Source organism: Enterobacter cloacae complex sp. 6730903 (genome assembly GCF_048283985.1).
Lineage (GTDB): Bacteria > Pseudomonadota > Gammaproteobacteria > Enterobacterales > Enterobacteriaceae > Enterobacter > Enterobacter hormaechei_C.
The window spans coordinates 1-18,674 of record NZ_JBLVXX010000066.1 but is presented as its reverse complement, the minus strand read 5'-3'; the positions used below and the strand labels follow the sequence as shown (position 1 = coordinate 18,674).

General features: G+C 55.9%; 14 protein-coding genes and 1 tRNA gene. 12 read left to right on the top strand and 3 right to left on the bottom strand.

The genetic code is table 11. The annotated features are described in order from the left end of the window. Nucleotides 1-288 precede the first annotated feature (288 nt). The 5 genes from ACNQ0W_RS23345 to ACNQ0W_RS23325 all read left to right on the top strand — a co-directional run bounded on the left by ACNQ0W_RS23345 (nucleotide 289) and on the right by ACNQ0W_RS23325 (nucleotide 7,099). On the top strand, nucleotides 289-741 hold the full coding sequence (locus ACNQ0W_RS23345; protein WP_062932444.1) for a YhcH/YjgK/YiaL family protein: 453 nt from the start codon (nucleotides 289-291) through the stop codon (nucleotides 739-741). 235 nt (nucleotides 742-976) lie between these two features. Then, nucleotides 977-1,885: a 2-keto-3-deoxygluconate aldolase gene (gene yagE / locus ACNQ0W_RS23340; RefSeq protein ID WP_062932443.1), complete on the top strand. Its 909-nt coding sequence runs from the start codon at nucleotides 977-979 to the stop codon at nucleotides 1,883-1,885. Between the two features lie 14 nt (nucleotides 1,886-1,899). Next, complete coding sequence (gene yagF, locus ACNQ0W_RS23335; RefSeq protein WP_062932442.1) at nucleotides 1,900-3,867, top strand: xylonate dehydratase YagF; 1,968 nt, start codon at nucleotides 1,900-1,902, stop codon at nucleotides 3,865-3,867. A gap of 227 nt (nucleotides 3,868-4,094) precedes the next feature. Next, nucleotides 4,095-5,477 (top strand): MFS transporter, encoded by a 1,383-nt coding sequence (locus tag ACNQ0W_RS23330; RefSeq protein WP_062932441.1) that lies wholly within the window; start codon nucleotides 4,095-4,097, stop codon nucleotides 5,475-5,477. A gap of 11 nt (nucleotides 5,478-5,488) precedes the next feature. After that, entirely contained in the window at nucleotides 5,489-7,099 is a 1,611-nt protein-coding gene (locus ACNQ0W_RS23325) for a glycoside hydrolase family 43 protein (RefSeq protein WP_062932440.1), read from the top strand. Between the two features lie 4 nt (nucleotides 7,100-7,103). Here the strand turns inward: ACNQ0W_RS23325 and xynR are convergent, their stop codons facing one another. The 3 genes from xynR to argL form a co-directional block, all read right to left on the bottom strand. Continuing rightward, entirely contained in the window at nucleotides 7,104-7,862 is a 759-nt protein-coding gene (gene xynR, locus ACNQ0W_RS23320; RefSeq protein WP_062932439.1) for a DNA-binding transcriptional repressor XynR, read from the bottom strand. 186 nt (nucleotides 7,863-8,048) lie between these two features. Next, on the bottom strand, nucleotides 8,049-9,053 hold the full coding sequence (argF, locus tag ACNQ0W_RS23315; protein WP_045907043.1) for an ornithine carbamoyltransferase: 1,005 nt from the start codon (nucleotides 9,051-9,053) through the stop codon (nucleotides 8,049-8,051). Beyond that, complete coding sequence (argL, locus tag ACNQ0W_RS23310; RefSeq protein ID WP_213083700.1) at nucleotides 9,023-9,118, bottom strand: putative translational regulatory protein ArgL; 96 nt, start codon at nucleotides 9,116-9,118, stop codon at nucleotides 9,023-9,025. Before argL ends, argF begins: the two co-directional genes overlap by 31 nt. A 99-nt stretch (nucleotides 9,119-9,217) precedes the next feature. On the opposite strand from argL, the gene rraB reads away from it, so the two are divergent. The 7 genes from rraB (at nucleotide 9,218) to ACNQ0W_RS23275 (ending at nucleotide 18,585) form a co-directional block, all read left to right on the top strand. Next, complete coding sequence (gene rraB, locus ACNQ0W_RS23305; protein WP_032625251.1) at nucleotides 9,218-9,643, top strand: ribonuclease E inhibitor RraB; 426 nt, start codon at nucleotides 9,218-9,220, stop codon at nucleotides 9,641-9,643. Between the two features lie 47 nt (nucleotides 9,644-9,690). Continuing rightward, a complete protein-coding gene (miaE, locus tag ACNQ0W_RS23300) occupies nucleotides 9,691-10,449 on the top strand; it encodes a tRNA isopentenyl-2-thiomethyl-A-37 hydroxylase MiaE (protein WP_048980677.1) in 759 nt (252 codons plus the stop codon). A gap of 30 nt (nucleotides 10,450-10,479) precedes the next feature. Beyond that, nucleotides 10,480-11,202: a hypothetical protein gene (locus tag ACNQ0W_RS23295; protein ID WP_062932438.1), complete on the top strand. Its 723-nt coding sequence runs from the start codon at nucleotides 10,480-10,482 to the stop codon at nucleotides 11,200-11,202. Nucleotides 11,203-11,306: 104 nt separating this feature from the next. After that, nucleotides 11,307-11,391 (top strand) — tRNA-Leu (locus ACNQ0W_RS23290). A gap of 266 nt (nucleotides 11,392-11,657) precedes the next feature. Then, complete coding sequence (locus tag ACNQ0W_RS23285; RefSeq protein ID WP_062932437.1) at nucleotides 11,658-14,018, top strand: type I restriction-modification system subunit M; 2,361 nt, start codon at nucleotides 11,658-11,660, stop codon at nucleotides 14,016-14,018. After that, a complete protein-coding gene (locus tag ACNQ0W_RS23280) occupies nucleotides 14,018-15,340 on the top strand; it encodes a restriction endonuclease subunit S (RefSeq protein WP_062932436.1) in 1,323 nt (440 codons plus the stop codon). The genes ACNQ0W_RS23285 and ACNQ0W_RS23280 overlap by 1 nt, the downstream gene beginning before the upstream one ends. Continuing rightward, complete coding sequence (locus ACNQ0W_RS23275; RefSeq protein WP_116329934.1) at nucleotides 15,337-18,585, top strand: type I restriction endonuclease subunit R; 3,249 nt, start codon at nucleotides 15,337-15,339, stop codon at nucleotides 18,583-18,585. Before ACNQ0W_RS23280 ends, ACNQ0W_RS23275 begins: the two co-directional genes overlap by 4 nt. Nucleotides 18,586-18,674 lie beyond the last annotated feature (89 nt).

Genomic DNA, 18,674 nt, shown 5'->3' with positions numbered 1-18,674 from the left:
TAATTATGGATTTTTAAAGGGAATAACCAAAGTGATAAAGTGTGATACACCAACAGGTTTTGTGAGTTACGTTGTAAATTCAGTGAGTTAGATCCTATGTGCAAAGTGCATGAAATGAGGTTATGCATAACCACTGCATAAATGCCTGTATGTAATTAACAGTGGATTAACATATTTCTCGATAAACATGCGCTGACGCAAATCTTGTCAAAAAAGGGCTGGTATGGAAGAGGCAATTCTCGTATAAAACATGAAAATGAAACAATGTTTTAATCTGAGGGTTGTATCATGATTATTGGCAATATTCATCATCTCCAGTCCTGGCTGCCAGAAGAGCTACGCCAGGCCATTGAGCACGTTAAGGCCCACGTCAGCGACGCGACGCCGACCGGCAAGCACGACATCAACGGCAACAGCCTGTTTTATCTGGTTTCGGAGGACATGACTCAGCCGTTCGCCGAGCGCCGCGCTGAATACCATGCACGCTATCTGGATATTCAGATTGTGCTGAAGGGTCAGGAAGGGATGACCTTCAGCACCCTGCCGCACGGTACGCCGGACACCGACTGGCTGGCGGGCAAAGACATCGCGTTCCTGCCGGAAGGCGAGCAGGAGAAAACCGTGGTGCTGAGCGAAGGGGATTTTGTAGTGTTCTGGCCGGGTGAAGTGCATAAGCCGCTGTGCGCGGTGGGAGCGCCGGCGCAGGTGCGTAAGGTTGTGGTGAAGATGCTGGTAGAGTAACCCCTCACCCCGGCCCTCTCCCAAGGGGAGAGGGTGTAAAAGTTCCCTCTCCCCGTGGGAGAGGGTTAGGGTGAGGGCACCAGACCACATCCTCTAATATGTGATCCAGCTTAAACTTCCCGCACTCCCTCCTCATCTCCCATTTACCTGCGCTTTTTCTGCGTCATAGTATGATCGTTAAATTAATGAACGCTGTTCTATAATATAGAACAAACTGATTCATCAAGGAGATCTCATGCCGCAGTCCGCGTTGTTCACGGGAATCATTCCCCCTGTCTCCACCATTTTTACCGCCGATGGCCAGCTTGATAAACCGGGTACCGCCGCGCTGATCGACGATCTGATCAAAGCAGGCGTTGACGGCCTGTTCTTCCTGGGCAGCGGCGGCGAGTTCTCCCAGCTCAGCGGCGAAGAGCGTAAAACCATTGCCCGGTTTGCGATCGATCATGTCGATCGTCGTGTGCCGGTGCTGATCGGCACCGGCGGCACCAACGCCCGGGAAACCATTGAACTGAGCCAGCACGCGCAGCAGGCGGGCGCTGACGGCATCGTGGTGATCAACCCCTACTACTGGAAAGTGTCGGAAGCAAACCTGATCCGCTATTTCGAACAGGTGGCCGACAGCGTCACGCTGCCGGTGATGCTCTATAACTTCCCGGCGCTGACCGGGCAGGATCTGACCCCGGCGCTGGTCAAAACCCTGGCCGACTCGCGCAGCAACATCGTCGGCATCAAAGACACCATCGACTCCGTCGCCCACCTGCGCAGCATGATCCACACCGTCAAAGCCGCCCATCCGCACTTCACCGTACTCTGCGGCTACGACGATCATCTGTTTAATACCCTGCTGCTCGGCGGTGACGGGGCGATCTCGGCCAGCGGCAACTTTGCCCCGCAGGTGTCGGTGAATCTTCTGAAAGCCTGGCGGGATAAAGACGTGGCGAAAGCGGCTGAGTATCATCAGACCCTGCTGCAAATCCCGCAGATGTATCAGCTGGATACGCCGTTTGTGAACGTCATTAAAGAGGCGATCGTGCTCTGCGGTCGTCCGATTTCTACGCACGTCCTGCCGCCAGCCTCGCCGCTGGACGCGCCGCGTAAGGCGCAGCTGAAAACCCTGCTGCAACAGCTCAAACTCTGCTGAGCCGGACGATAACCATGACCATCGAGAAGATTTTCACCCCACAGGACGATGCGTTTTATGCGGTGATCACCCACGCGGCGGGGCCGCAGGGCGCGCTGCCGCTGACTCCGCAGATGCTGATGGAATCCCCCAGCGGCAACCTGTTCGGCATGACGCAGAACGCCGGAATGGGCTGGGACGCCAACAAGCTCACCGGCAAAGAGGTGCTGATCATCGGCACCCAGGGCGGCATCCGCGCCGGAGACGGACGCCCGGTCGCGCTGGGCTACCACACCGGGCACTGGGAAATCGGCATGCAGATGCAGGCGGCGGCGAAGGAGATCACCCGCAACGGCGGGATCCCGTTCGCCGCCTTCGTCAGCGATCCGTGCGACGGTCGCTCGCAGGGCACGCACGGTATGTTCGACTCCCTGCCGTACCGCAACGACGCGGCGATCGTGTTTCGCCGTCTGATCCGCTCTCTCCCGACGCGGCGGGCGGTGATTGGCGTGGCAACCTGTGATAAAGGGCTGCCCGCCACCATGATTGCGCTGGCTTCCATGCACGATCTACCGACCATTCTGGTGCCGGGCGGGGCGACGCTGCCGCCGACCGTGGGGGAAGACGCGGGCAAGGTGCAGACCATCGGCGCGCGCTTCGCCAACCATGAACTCTCCTTGCAGGAGGCCGCTGAGCTGGGCTGTCGCGCCTGCGCCACGCCGGGCGGCGGGTGTCAGTTCCTCGGTACGGCGGGCACCTCGCAGGTAGTGGCGGAGGCGCTGGGTCTGGCGCTGCCGCACTCCGCGCTGGCCCCTTCCGGGCAGGCGGTGTGGCTGGAGATCGCCCGCCAGTCGGCACGCGCGGTCAGTGAACTGGATAACCGTGGCATCACCACGCGCGATATCCTCACCGATAAAGCCATCGAAAACGCGATGGTGATCCACGCGGCGTTCGGCGGCTCCACTAATTTACTGCTGCACATTCCGGCCATTGCCCACGCGGCGGGCTGCACGATCCCGGACGTTGAACACTGGACGCGCGTCAACCGCAGGGTGCCGCGCCTGGTGAGCGTGCTGCCCAACGGCCCGGACTATCACCCGACCGTGCGCGCCTTCCTCGCGGGCGGCGTGCCGGAGGTTATGCTCCACCTGCGCGATCTTGGCCTGCTGCATCTGGACGCCATGACCGTCACTGGCCAGACAGTGGGCGAGAACCTCGACTGGTGGCAGAGCTCGGAGCGCCGTAAGCGCTTCCGCCAGTGCCTGCGCGAGCAGGACGGCGTGGAGCCGGATGACGTGATCCTGCCGCCGGAGAAGGCAAAAGCGAAAGGGCTGACCTCGACGGTCTGCTTCCCGACGGGCAACATCGCGCCGGAAGGATCGGTGATCAAGGCCACGGCGATCGACCCGTCGGTAGTGGGTGAAGATGGCGTTTACCGCCACACCGGCCGGGTGCGGGTGTTTGTCTCGGAGGCGCAGGCGATCAGGGCCATCAAGCGGGAAGAGATTAAGCAGGGCGATATCATGGTGGTGATCGGCGGTGGACCGTCCGGCACCGGTATGGAAGAGACCTACCAGCTCACCTCCGCGCTCAAGCATATCTCGTGGGGCAAAACGGTATCCTTAATCACCGATGCGCGCTTCTCCGGCGTGTCGACGGGCGCCTGCTTCGGCCACGTGTCGCCGGAGGCGCTGGCGGGCGGGCCGATTGGTAAGCTGCGCGATAATGACATTATCGAGATAGCCGTCGACCGACTGACATTAACAGGTAGCGTGAACTTTATCGGCACCGCGGACAACCCGCTGACGCCGGAAGAGGGGGCGCGCGAGCTGGCACGGCGGCAGACGCACCCGGACCTGCACGCTCACGACTTTTTGCCGGACGATACCCGGCTGTGGGCGGCATTACAGTCCGTGAGCGGCGGCACCTGGAAAGGCTGTATTTATGACACCGATAAAATCATTGAGGTAATTAACGCCGGTAAAAAAGCGCTCGGCCTTTAATTATTTTTTTGAGAGAAAACCGTCTGCGGGAAATATTCCGCGGGCGGTTTTTGCTTGTCTTTAATTTGCTAATTTAAACAATGAGTTGAGATATATCGTTGGCGTCACAAAAGCAAAATAACGTAATTCAGAAATAAGATATGACCATTGCTGATTAATTGAGCAGCTCATTACACTCCATTAACACGATGTTGTAATTCAGCACACTACATAAGGGTGTAATTCTGATGACGCAATTAACCATGAAAGACAAAATTGGCTACGGGCTGGGTGATACCGCCTGCGGCTTCGTCTGGCAGGCCACGATGTTCCTGCTGGCCTATTTCTACACCGACGTGTTCGGTCTCTCCGCAGGCATAATGGGGACGCTGTTTTTAGTTTCCCGCGTGCTCGACGCCGTGACCGATCCGCTGATGGGGCTGCTGGTTGACCGCACCCGCACCCGCTACGGCCAGTTCCGCCCGTTCCTGCTGTGGGGCGCCATCCCGTTTGGCATCGTCTGCATGCTGACCTTCTACACGCCGGACTTCTCCGCGCAGGGCAAAATCATCTACGCCTGCGTGACCTACATTCTGCTGACTCTGGTCTACACCTTCGTTAACGTCCCGTACTGTGCCATGCCGGGGGTGATCACCGCCGACCCGAAAGAGCGTCATGCCCTTCAGTCCTGGCGTTTCTTCCTCGCCGCCGCGGGGTCGCTCGCCATCAGCGGCATCGCGCTGCCGCTGGTAAGCATCATCGGCAAAGGGAACGAGCAGGTGGGCTATTTCGGCGCCATGTGCGTGCTGGGGTTGACCGGCGTGGTCCTGCTTTATGTCTGCTTCTTCACCACCAAAGAGCGCTACACCTTTGAGGTGCAGCCTGGCTCGTCGGTGGCGAAAGATCTTAAGCTGCTGCTGGGCAACGGCCAGTGGCGGATCATGTGCGCCTTCAAGATGATGGCGACCTGCTCCAACGTGGTGCGCGGCGGGGCGACGCTCTACTTCGTGAAATACGTGATGGATCACCCGGAGATGGCGACGCAGTTTTTACTCTACGGCAGCCTCGCCACCATGTTCGGCTCGCTCTGCTCCTCCCGTCTGCTGGGCCGCTTCGATCGCGTCACCGCCTTTAAGTGGATCATCGTCGCTTACTCGCTCATCAGCCTGCTGATTTTCGTCACGCCAGCAGAGCATATTGCCCTGATTTTCGCCCTCAACATCCTGTTCCTGTTCGTCTTTAACACCACCACGCCGCTACAGTGGCTGATGGCCTCTGACGTGGTGGATTACGAGGAGAGCCGCAGCGGTCGCCGCCTCGACGGGCTGGTGTTCTCCACCTACCTGTTCAGCCTGAAGATTGGCCTGGCGATTGGCGGGGCGGTGGTGGGCTGGATCCTGGCCTGGGTGAACTACTCCGCCAGCAGTAGCGTGCAGCCGGTCGAGGTGCTGACCACCATCAAAATTCTGTTCTGCGTGGTGCCGGTGGTGCTCTACGCGGGCATGTTCATCATGCTGTCGTTCTACAAGCTCACCGACGCCCGCGTGGAGGCCATCAGCCAGCAGCTGATCAAGCACCGCGCGGCGCAGGGCGAGGCCATTCCCGACGCCGCGACAGCCGCATCCCATTAACCGGAGGCAATATGGAAATTACTAACCCAATCCTGACCGGCTTCAACCCGGACCCGTCCCTGTGCCGCCAGGGCGAGGACTACTACATCGCCACCTCGACCTTCGAGTGGTTCCCGGGCGTGCGCATCTATCACTCCCGCGACCTGAAAAACTGGTCGCTGGTCAGCACGCCGCTGGACCGCGTGTCGATGCTGGACATGAAGGGCAACCCGGACTCCGGTGGCATCTGGGCGCCGTGCCTGAGCTACGCCGACGGCAAATTCTGGCTGCTCTACACCGACGTGAAGATTGTCGATTCGCCGTGGAAAAATGGCCGCAACTTCCTCGTCACCGCGCCGTCCATTGAGGGGCCATGGAGCGAGCCGATCCCGATGGGTAACGGCGGGTTCGATCCGTCCCTGTTCCACGACGACGATGGTCGCAAGTACTACCTCTACCGCCCGTGGGGGCCGCGCCACCACAGCAACCCGCACAACACCATCGTGATGCAGGCGTTTGACCCGCAGACTGGCACCCTCTCGCCCGAGCGCAAAACGCTGTTTACCGGCACGCCGCTCTGCTACACCGAAGGGGCGCACCTGTATCGCCACGCGGGATGGTACTACCTGATGGTTGCCGAAGGCGGCACCAGCTACGAGCACGCCGTCGTGGTGCTGCGCGCAAAAACCATCGACGGGCCGTACGAGCTTCACCCGGATGTGACGATGATGACCAGCTGGCACCTGCCGGAGAACCCGCTGCAAAAGAGCGGCCACGGCTCGCTGCTGCAAACCCACACCGGGGAGTGGTATATGGCCTACCTTACCAGCCGCCCGCTGCGCCTGCCCGGCGTGCCGCTGCTGGCCTCCGGCGGACGCGGCTACTGCCCGCTGGGGCGCGAGACCGGCATCGCCCGCATTGAATGGCGCGATGGCTGGCCGTTCGTGGAGGGCGGCAAGCACGCGCAGCTGACCGTGAAAGGCCCGCAGATGGCGGAGCAGCCCGCCGCCGCTCAGGGCAGCTGGCGGGATGATTTCGACGGCAGCACGCTTGACCCTGAATTGCAGACCCTGCGCATTCCGTTCGACGACACCCTCGGCTCGCTCACCGCCCGTCCCGGCTATTTACGGTTGTACGGCAACGACTCGCTCAACTCGACCTTTACCCAGTCGACCGTGGCGCGCCGGTGGCAGCATTTCACCTTCCGGGCCGAGACGCGGATGCAGTTCTCGCCGGTCCACTTCCAGCAGAGCGCGGGGCTGACCTGCTACTACAACAGCAAAAACTGGAGCTACTGCTTTGTGGATTACGAGGAGGGGCAGGGCAGAACGATTAAGGTGATCCAGCTTGACCACAACGTGCCGTCATGGCCGCTGCACGAGCAGCCGATTCCGGTGCCGGAACAGGCTGAGAGCGTCTGGCTGCGGGTGGACGTGGATACGCTGGTCTACTGCTACAGCTACTCGTTCGACGGCGAGACGTGGCACACCGTGCCGGTAACGTATGAGGCGTGGAAGCTGTCGGACGACTACATCGGCGGGCGCGGCTTCTTCACCGGCGCGTTTGTGGGACTGCACTGCGAGGACATCAGCGGCGACGGCTGCCATGCGGACTTCGACTACTTCACCTACGAGCCGGTCTGACGGCTCAGGCCGGGTAGCCCAGCGCGCGTGAGAGCTGGAGCCCGGCCTGCTGAAGCTGCTCGCGGAAATTAGCCAGCTCGGCATCGTCCACGCGGGAGGTCAGCGTCGACAGGCTCAGGGCGGCAATCACGCGGGATTCGTGGTTCCACACCGGCACCGCCACGCAGCGCACGCCCTGCTCGTTCTCTTCGCTGTCCAGGGCGTAACCCTGCTCGCGGGTCTGCGCCAGGGCGCTCATTAAGGTTTCACGAGAGGCGAGGGTAGCGGGCGTAAAGGTGGTGTACTGATAGCCCTCCAGCAGGGCGTTCAGCTCGGCCTCGCCCAGCCAGGCAATCAACACCTTGCCGATGGCGGTGGCGTGAACCGGCAGGCGGCGGCCGATGCGTGAATAGGCGATGGCAGCGAGCTTGCCTTCAATCTTCTCGATATAGACCCCTTCACGCCCGTCCAGGATCCCCAGATGGGTGGTCTGCCCGGTCCGCCGGGACAGCTCCGTCAGCCAGCCTTTCGCCTTCTGGCGAATATCGATGGAGCCCACGACAAAATGACCGCGCTCGACCAGCTTCATGCCGAGGCGATACTTCCCGTTCTCCGGGTTCTGATCGATATAGCCGTGAAGCTGGAGGGTTTTCAGCAGCGAGTGGAGGGTACTCTTGCTCAGCCCCATCAGTTTGCTGATGTCGGTGATCTTAAGCTCGGTGGCCTGCTCGTTGAACAGGTCGAGGATCTGCAACGCACGTTCAACAGACTGAATAATCGGCATAATGCTGGCATGTCCACGCTGGAATGAAGGCGAAAACGTACCTTTTTCGGGGTGAAAAATCAATGAAATGGAGCCGGTTTGCCCGGCGGCGCTTCGCTTGCACGGGCCTACGGGACTTGTAGGCCGGGTAAGCGCAGCGCCACCCGGCAAGAAGAGCGCACCGAATCAATAACGTGGGAGAGGGGATCACTCCCCAAGCGTCGCCACCATCACCGCCTTAATCGTATGCATCCGATTTTCCGCCTGGTCAAAAACGATGCTCGCCGGCGACTCAAACACCTCGTCCGTCACTTCCATCCCGCCGTGCAGATCGAACTCCTTCGCCATCTGCTTGCCGAGCGTGGTCTGGTCGTCATGGAACGCCGGCAGACAGTGCAGGAACTTCACGTTCGGGTTGCCGGTCAGCGCCATCATCTGCGCGTTCACCTGATACCCGCGCAGCAGCGCGATACGCTCCGCCCACTTCTCTTTGGCTTCGCCCATCGACACCCACACGTCGGTATAAATAAAGTCTGCGCCCTTCACGCCCGCCGCCACGTCTTCCGTCAGCGTGATTTTCCCGCCGTGCTTCTGGGCCAGCGCGCTGCACTCCGCCACCAGGCTCTCTTCCGGCCAGCAGGCCTTCGGAGCCACCAGGCGCAGATCCAGCCCGGTCAGCGCCGCCGCTTCCAGCATCGAGTTGCCCATGTTGTTGCGTGCGTCGCCCGCGTAGACCAGCGTCATCTCGTTAAACGCCTTGCCCGGCAGGTGCTCCTGCATGGTCAGCAGGTCCGCCAGCAGCTGCGTCGGGTGGAACTCGTTGGTCAGCCCGTTCCATACCGGCACGCCCGCGTACTGCGCCAGCGTTTCGACCACTTCCTGGCCGTGGCCGCGATACTGAATGCCGTCGTACATCCGCCCGAGAACCCGTGCGGTATCCTTAATTGACTCTTTATGCCCAATCTGGCTGCCGCTCGGCCCTAAATAGGTGACGCGCGCGCCCTGGTCAAATGCGGCAACTTCGAAAGAGCAACGTGTACGGGTCGAGTCTTTTTCGAAGATGAGCGCGATGTTTTTACCGGTAAGTTTCTGTACTTCCTTGCCATTTTTTTTATCGGCTTTGAGCTGTGCGGCAAGGGTCAGCAGAGAGGTGAACTGTGCAGGGGTAAAATCGAGCAATTTCAGAAAGTGTTTCTTGTACAGATCAGACATTTTATCCTCGCATGGCGAACGCCACTTATTGAATTAAAATTCACTTTATATGTGTAATTATTCATTTGCAACCCCGTTTCACAAATCTTTCCAACAAAGGTGGAGGCAAACCCGTCCGTGTGTGAAAATAGAAGTATCTGCCGCACTTTAAAGAGGATTGACCCATGGCAAACCCGGAATTACTGGAAGAGCAACGCGAAGAGACGCGTCTGATTATTGAAGAACTGCTGGAAGACGGTAGCGATCCGGACGCGCTGTACACCATCGAGCACCATTTCTCTGCGGACGACTTTGAAGCGCTGGAAAAAATGGCCGTGGAAGCCTTCAAGCTGGGTTACGAAGTGACCGAGCCGGAAGAGCTGGAAGTGGAAGAGGGCGACACCGTCATCTGCTGCGACATCCTGAGCGAAGGCGCGCTGAAGGCGGAGCTGATCGACGCGCAGGTAGAACAGCTGATGAACCTGGCCGAGAAGTTTGACGTGGAGTACGACGGCTGGGGAACCTACTTCGAAGATCCGAACGGTGAAGACGGCGAAGAAGGCGACGACGAAGATTACGTCGACGAAGACGACGACGGCGTGCGTCACTAAGTGATTCAGGCGGTGGCGCGCGCCACCGCTTTTTTCAAGGCAGAACCATGGATTACCCGCAGATACTCGCCCCCGTACTCAACTTCCTCCAGTGCCCGACCCCGCAAGCATGGATTGATAAAGCCCGCGACCCGGCGAACCTGCCGCTGCTGCTCACCGACCACATGGTGTGCGAGCTCAAGGCCGCCCAGACCGCGCTGCTGCTGGTGCGTAAATACGTCGCCGACGAAAGCGGTGCCGATGCGCTGCTCGACTGGCTCAAGCCCTACGAACAGTTCACCTTCCGCGACGGCCCGGAGCCGGACTTCATCGCCCTGCACAAGCAGATTGGCAAAAGCGTGATGCCCAAAACCGACGACCCGTGGGGCCAGGCGCTCATCGACAGCATGGTGCTGCTGATTAAAGAGGAGTTGCACCACTTCTGGCAGGTGCGCGAGGCGATGCTGGCGCGCGACATTCCGTACGTCAAAATCACCGCCAGCCGCTACGCCAGAGGGATGCTGAAGGAAGTGCGCACTCACGAACCGCTGACGCTGATCGACAAGCTCATCTGCGGCGCCTACATCGAAGCCCGTTCCTGCGAACGCTTCGCCGCGCTGGCCCCGTTCCTCGACGATGACTTACAGAAGTTCTATCTCTCGCTGCTGCGCTCGGAAGCGCGCCACTATCAGGACTACCTGACGCTGGCCCGGCAGGTGAGCGACGACGATATCTCACCGCGCATACAGCTTTTTGGTGAAATTGAAGCCACACTTATCTCGACACCGGACAACGAGTTTCGCTTCCACAGCGGCGTGCCGGTGTAAACCGGCATAACGCAAGGATAAGGATGCGAGATGAAAAAAACGTGGATCAGTACGGTCGTTGTTATTGTCGCGGCCGCCGCCGTGGCGTTCTGGGTCTTCTTTGACAGGCAAAGCGCTCCGGAAGCGCAGATTGATACCACCCTCAACGCGATGCCCGCCTGGCAGGTAATTAAGGAGCAGGAGCCCGCGCTGCATCAGCGCATCCTCGACCAGATGGCCGCCCTGCAAAAGGCCGGCGAGCCGGAGCAGCACATTATCGACACCATCCAGCCGCAGATCCTGCATTTACAGATGACGCGCCTGCAAAACGCCCCGGACGCCAACGTGGTGAACTACATGACCATCAACATGGAGCAGACCGCCGCCATCCAGAAGGTGAGCGACGACGCCTGCTTCCGCTTCCTCTACCCGACGGTGAAGGGCGGCGTGAACCCGATGCGCATGCTGGATAAAGACCTGATGACGCGACGCATGCAGGCCGACGCCGACATGATGCGCACGGCCTACGGCAAAAACCGCCACACCGTGACGCAAGCCGAACGCGAGGCGGCTGTCGAGGATGTGCGGCCGATTATGAAGGCGCTTGCCGATAAGTACGGCGAGGATATCCAGCTGTTGCAGATGCCGGAGAAGGCAGTGGGCAAGGAGAAGCTCTCCTGCGACATGGTGCAGGACATGTGGGCGAAGGTCCTGGCGCTGCCGGAGCAGAAGGCGGCGAGGGTGATTCGGCTGGCGGTGTCTGAGCTGGAGTGAAGGGGCGCTGGTTTTTTGGGCACTTAGCGCGGGTTTCGCGCGTCGTCGCTTGCATGGCGGCGCGCGACAGGTATAATCCACAACGTTTCCGCATCCCCTTCAGTGCCGAAGTGGCGAAATCGGTAGACGCAGTTGATTCAAAATCAACCGTAGAAATACGTGCCGGTTCGAGTCCGGCCTTCGGCACCAAAAGATGCAAATCAAAGTCGCTTAAAGGCGGCTTTTTTTGTGTCTGAAATTCCCTATCCACCCAATTATGTTCCTTCATGAATAGCAAGCAGAATCCACATTACTCACTCTGCTGATAATCAGTTATTCAATATCATTGTTCATTTCTTTGCCCTGTATCGTTTGCGATAGCCTTTATAGCGGGTATGATTTTGCGCACTGGATTCCAAAAATGAATATTTGCCTGTGCACATTTGCATTATGGCTGCGATCTCCCCGAGGGCTTCATGACTAACACTAACTTTTCTCAAACGGCTGCGTTTATCTGGTCGGTGGCTGATTTGCTGCGCGGTGATTTTAAACAGTCTCAATACGGGCGCGTGATCCTTCCCTTTACGCTGCTGCGCCGCCTTGAATGTGTGTTGGCGGAGACCAAAGACGCGGTTGTGGCGAAATATGATGAATTAAAAATGAGCCCACTGCCGGAAGATGCCAAAGAGAAGTTTCTGCTGCGCGCCAGCGGGCTCTCCTTCTTCAACACCTCGAAGATGGATCTGGGCAAGATGGGGCAAAACGACATCAAAGCCAACCTTGAAAGCTACGTACAGGCGTTCTCCCCGGACGCGCGTGAAATCTTCGAACACTTCAAATTCAGCGAGTTTGTCGGCCTGCTGGAAGACGCCAATCTGCTGTTCAAAGTGGTGAAGAAATTCGCCACCACCGATTTGAGCCCGAAGGCGATTTCCAACTATGAAATGGGCCTGGTGTTTGAAGAACTTATCCGCCGTTTCGCGGAAAGCTCTAACGAGACCGCCGGTGAGCACTTCACCCCGCGCGATATTGTGCGTCTGACCACCTCGCTGGTGTTTATGGAAGATGATGAAGCCCTGACGCAGCCCGGTATCATCCGCACCATTTATGACCCGACGGCCGGAACCGGCGGTTTCCTCTCTTCAGGCATGGAATATGTGCACGAACTGAACCCTAACGCGGTGATGCGTGCTTTTGGCCAGGAGCTGAACCCGGAATCCTACGCTATCTGTAAAGCCGACATGCTGATCAAAGGTCAGGACGTCAGCCGTATTAAGCTGGGTAACACCCTCTCTAACGACCAGCTGCCACAGGACCAGTTCGACTATATGCTCTCTAACCCACCGTTTGGCGTGGACTGGAAGAAGATTGAGGGCGAGATTAACGACGAACATACGCAGAAAGGTTTTAACGGTCGCTTTGGCCCGGGCCTGCCGCGTGTATCCGACGGCTCGCTGCTGTTCCTGATGCACCTGATCAGCAAAATGCGCGACAACCACAATGTGGATGGCACCGTGAGCAACGGCGGGCGTATCGGGATTATCCTTAACGGTTCGCCACTGTTTACCGGTGGTGCGGGCAGCGGTGAGAGCGAAATCCGTCGCTATATTCTGGAAGCCGATTTGCTGGAAGGCATTGTCGCGCTGCCAACGGACATGTTCTACAACACCGGCATTGCCACCTACGTCTGGATCCTCTCCAACAAGAAAGCGCCTGAGCGTAAAGGTAAAGTACAGCTGATTGATGGCACCAACCTGTGCGGAAAAATGCGTAAATCGCTGGGGTCCAAGCGCAACCTGATGGGCGAAGATGATATCAAACTGATCACCCAGACCTTCGGTGATTTTAAAGTGGTAGATGCCACAACTCTGGAAGAGCTTGGTCTGGAAAAAGTTGCCGAGCAAAAATCCAGCCGTGGTCGTCAGCCAGCCACCGCCAAAACCGAAGCGCCGAAAACCTTCGCCAGTAAAATCTTTAACAGTACCGACTTTGGCTATCGTCGCCTGACCATTGAACGTCCGCTGCGGTTATCCGCTCAGGTGACAGATGAAGCGATTGCGGCTCTGCGCTTTGCACCGAAGCCGTTTAACGCGCCGATGGAACGTCTGTATGAAGAGTTCGCAGCCCAATGGCAGGAAGATAGCTATGGTGATTTCTCCGAACTGGAAGCCGAAGCACGCGCCATTATCAAAGCTGAATTTGCCGAGTTGAAAGAGAAGCAGATTAAAGACCTGCTCGACAGCAAGCTGTGGCTGGCTCAGCGCGCCTTGATGGAAAAAGCGCAGCAGATTCAGACGGCTCTGGGTTCGCAGGCGGGTGGCAAGACGCTGGTAAGCAATGACTTTAACCAGTTCCAACTGACCCTGAAAGGGGCCATCAAAAACGCTGGCGTGAAGCTGGATGCGAAAGAGAACAAGCAGTTTATCGATGCAATCACCACGAAAAACCCGGATGCCGAGCCGGTGGTGAAGAAGGTGCTGAAAGAAGCCGCTCAGCCGCTGTATGGTGCATTTGAATACAAAGGCAAAGTGGTTGAGTTCGAACAGGACGGCGAGCTGCGCGATAACGAAAACGTGCCGCTGAACCCGGCGGTATCCTCCAGCGACCTGATTGAAAACTATTTCGAGTCTGAAGTACTACCGCACGTGAATGACGCGTGGATAAACGCTGATAAGCGTGATGCGAAAGATGGCGAGGTGGGGATTGTGGGTTATGAAATTCCGTTTAACCGCCATTTCTACGTCTATCAACCACCGCGCCCGTTGGAAGAGATTGATGCCGACCTGGACGCGGTCAGCGCCGAGATTATGAAGCTGCTGCAGGAGGTACATTCCTGATGGCTAAGTATAAGGCGTATCCGGAGTATAAGGATTCTGGGGTTGAGTGGTTGGGGGAAGTTCCTAGTCACTGGAATGTAGCCAAAACAATGCGTTATTTTAAAATCGCAATGGGGCAGACAATCTTAAAAGAACAACTCGAAGATGACGGAGAATGGCCCGTTTACTCTGCAACTGAAGGTGAATCATACTTTGGCTACGTTAGTAGTCCGCAAGTTAAACTTGGTGTAGGGGACCTAGTTATACCGGCACGAGGAAACTCGATTGGTTCTGTTAAATTAGTATCGGGAAAATCAACAACAACTCAAACAACTATTTACTGTAAACATCTGACTCAAGCTATCTATCCTGCCTTTGCATATTATTTTATGTTAGGCAATAGGAAAAATTTATTCTGGTTCACACAAACGGCTATTCCACAAATTACAGTTGAAGAGGTCGGATGTAATCCTATCCTCCTACCCACTTATGAAGAGCAAGTTGTTGTAGCATCTTTCCTCGATCACGAAACCGCAAAAATCGATAACCTGATCGAGAAGCAACAGCAACTGATTGAACTACTTAAAGAAAAATGTCAGGCGGTGATTAGCCATGCCGTCACCAAAGGACTAAACCCTGATGTGCCGATGAAAGATTCTGATGTTGAGTGGTTGGGGGACGTGCCAGAACACTGGGAAGTATCAAAATTTGGGTATATCTCATTAGTTGTTAGAGGTGGCTCACCAAGACCAGCAGGTGACCCAACTTTATTTAATGGTGATTATTCTCCGTGGGTGACTGTTGCTGAGATAACAAAAGATAATGAAATATATTTAGATAGCACCGATACGTTCCTTACTAAAAAAGGAAGTGAGCAATGTAGAGTGTTTAAAGCAGGGACATTATTGCTATCAAATAGTGGTGCTACACTTGGCGTACCTAAAATCCTTAGCATTGATGCAAATGCGAACGATGGGGTCGTTGGGTTTGAATTGTTAAATATTGATCATGAATATGCTTATTTCTATCTTTCAACATTGACAACAAATTTAAGAGAAAGCATAAAACAGGGTTCGGGCCAACCAAACTTAAATACAGATATCGTTAAATCGATAGCAATTCCGATTCCGCCAGAGAACGATATCCAACGAATAGTTTCCTTTATAAAAGAAACCATCAAATTGTACTCATCAATAGAGTCTGGTGCTATGGAGCAAGTTAAACTTCTCCAGGAACGCCGCACCGCCCTGATCTCCGCCGCCGTCACCGGAAAAATTGACGTCCGCGATTGGGTTGCCCCGGACACGCAGGATGTTGAGGAGCCACAGGAGGCCACCGCATGAGCATGGACAGCACCAAAGAGCTGATTTTCCAGAATGAGATGATTGCTCAGATGATCGATCGAGGCTGGGTCCGTGGCAAAACTGAAGGCTACGATCGCGAACGTGCACTGTACTCGCAGGATGCACTGACCTTTGTGCAGATCACCCAGCCGCAGGAGTGGGAGAAGTTTGCAAAAATTTACCCTACCGATACCGAGCGTCATTTCCTCGATGCGTTGGTGGCGCAGCTAAAAAAAGCGGACATCAACGCCACCGATATGCTGTCGCGCACTTATGGCACGCTCGGCGTGCTGCGCCACGGCATCAAAAGCCATAATGCGCGTTTTTCCCTGTGCCAGTTTAAGCCAGAACATAACCTCAATCCGGAAACCCTGACGCGCTACAAACAGAATATCTGCCGCATTGTGCCGGAGCTGGTTTACAGCCCGCATGCGTCGAACGCCGCATTCGAAGAAACGGGTATAAAAGCGAAGAAGTGGCGTATCGACCTGGTGTTGTTCGTCAATGGCCTGCCAATAGCGACGCTGGAACTGAAGTCTGAATTTAAGCAGACGGTGCAAAACGCCATCACGCAATATAAGAAAACGCGTTTGCCCAAAGATCCTAGCACTAATAAGCCTGAGCCGCTGCTGACCTTTAAACGCGGCGCGCTGGTGCACTTTGCCGTCAGCCAGTACGAAGTGTTTATGGCGACCAAGCTCGAGGGCGATAAAACCTTCTTCCTGCCGTTTAACAAAGGTACCCATGACGGCGGTGCGGGGAACGACATCCCGGGAGATGCCAACGACTATGCCACCAGCTACCTGTGGAATGAGGTGATGCTGCCGGACAATCTGCTGAAAATTCTCGCCAGTTTTGTGCATCTGCAAATCGTCGAAAAAGAAAACGCTATTGGCCTGAAGTATAAAAGCGAGAGCCTGATTTTCCCGCGCTATCACCAGTGGGACGTGGTGAACAAACTGATCACCGCCGCTACGGTGGAAGGCACCGGCAATAAATACCTGATTCAGCACAGTGCGGGGTCGGGCAAATCGAACTCTATCGCCTGGACGGCCCACCAGCTTTCCCGCCTGTACGATGAAAATGGCGATAAGCAGTTCCACTCGGTGATTGTGGTGACGGACCGCACCGTGCTGGACGATCAGCTGCAGGACACTATCTATCAGTTTGAACATCAGGACGGCGTGGTCGGGCGTATCAATAACAAAGAAGGCGACGGTTCTAAATCAGAAAAGCTGGCCAGCGCGCTGGAAAACTCGCAGCCGATCATTATCGTCACCATCCAGACCTTCCCGTTTGTCCTGAAGGCGATTGAAAATAGCGTCAGCCTGAAGCAGCGAAGATACGCGGTGATTGCCGATGAAGCGCACTCCTCGCAGAGCGGTTCTACGGCGCGTCAGCTGAAAGAAGTGCTGATGACCGAAGAAGTGGATGACGATGAGGAGATTTCTTCAGAAGATATTCTGGATGCTACCGTCGCGGCGCGTAAAGGCAGCAGCAATCTCAACTATTACGCCTTCACCGCCACGCCGAAGGCCAAAACGCTGGAGCTGTTTGGCCGTCGTCCTAACCCGCAGGAACCGGCATCGAAAACGAACAAACCGGAAGCGTTCCACGTTTATTCCATGCGTCAGGCCATCGAAGAAGGCTTTATTCTTGATGTGCTGAAGAACTACACCAACTACAAAGTGGCGTACAAGCTGCTGCAAAAGCTGGACGATCCTGATCGGGAAGTGGACAGCAAGAAAGCGAAGATCAAACTGAACCAGTGGGTGTCGCTGCACGATCATAACGTGTCGCAGAAAGTGAAGGTGATTGTTGAGCACTTCCGCAAGCATGTTATGCATTTACTGGCCGGCCAGGCAAAAGCGATGGTGGTGACCAGTTCGCGTAAAGCAGCGGTGCGCTACAAGCTGGCATTTGATAAATACATAGCCGAGCATAAGTACGACAAGATTAGCGCAATGGTGGCGTTCTCCGGGGAAGTGGAATTCCATGAAGATGACCACAACAGCCTTGCGCTGCTCAACCAGAAATTCACTGAGATCAATATGAATCCAGGCCTGAAAGGCCGGGATATGCGTACAGCGTTTGATACTGACGACTACCAGGTGATGCTGGTGGCCAACAAATTCCAGACCGGTTTTGATCAGCCTAAGCTCTGTGCCATGTATGTGGATAAAAAGCTGGGCGGCGTGGAATGCGTACAGACGCTTTCGCGCCTGAACCGTACCTATCCTGGGAAGGCACAGTCCGGCACGTTTGTGCTCGATTTCTACAACGAACCTGACGAGATTTTGGGAGCTTTCCAGCCGTACTACCAGACAGCAGAGCTGATGGATGTCAGCGATCCGCAGTTAGTCTTTGAGCTTTATGAAAAGCTGCGTACCAGCGGTATTTTCCTGTGGAACGAAGTGGAGCAGTTCTGTGAGGCGTTCTTCAGCAAAAACAAATCCAACGCGGCCATTAGCAATATCTGCAAACCTGCGGTAGAGCGCTGGAAGCATCGTTACACCTCAGCGATTGATGCCTATGTGCTGGCCAAAGAGATGTTTGAACGCACTAAGAAGACCGGCGATGTTGTGCTGATCACCAATGCGGAAAACACCTTTAAGGACTGCGAGAAAGAAAAAAGTAAGCTGGATATTTTCAAGAAAGATCTCGGCAGTTTTGTCCGCTTTTACGAGTTTATGTCGCAAATCGTAGATTATGACGACAAGAACCTTGAAAAGCTGAGTCTCTTCGCCCGTCATTTGCGTCCGTTACTGCATGAACAGCGTATTGAAGAAGATGAGATTGATTTAAGTAATGTGGAGATGAGCCATTATCGCCTGTCAAAACTCCACGAACAGCACCTGAAGCTGCAAGAGGATGCTGAAGAATACAAAATCAAACCGGGTAATGATGTCGGAACGGCGAAACCAAAGGACAAGAAAGAGGAGTTTCTTTCAAATATCCTGGCTCGTCTGAACGAGCTTTTTGTCACCGATAATCTGACCGATAAAGACATGATCAATTATGCCTTTGCGGTGCGCGACAAGCTGTCAGAAAACCAGGCGGTGATGACCCAGATCGCGAACAATACGCGCGAACAGGCGATGTTGGGGGATTTCCCGAAGGCGATTGATGACGCTGTTATGGACAGCAATGAAGCCCAGCAGGAGATGATGGTGCAATATCTCTCTAATCCTGAACTGGCGAAGGGCTTTGCCCGCGTGGTGTTTGATATGTTGAAAGGGGCATAAGGTTTCACTATCAGCCATAATAAGGGATGTTTTGTCAGACGTAAAAAATGACATTTCACCCCGCAACCTGTCTCTTATACACATCTGAC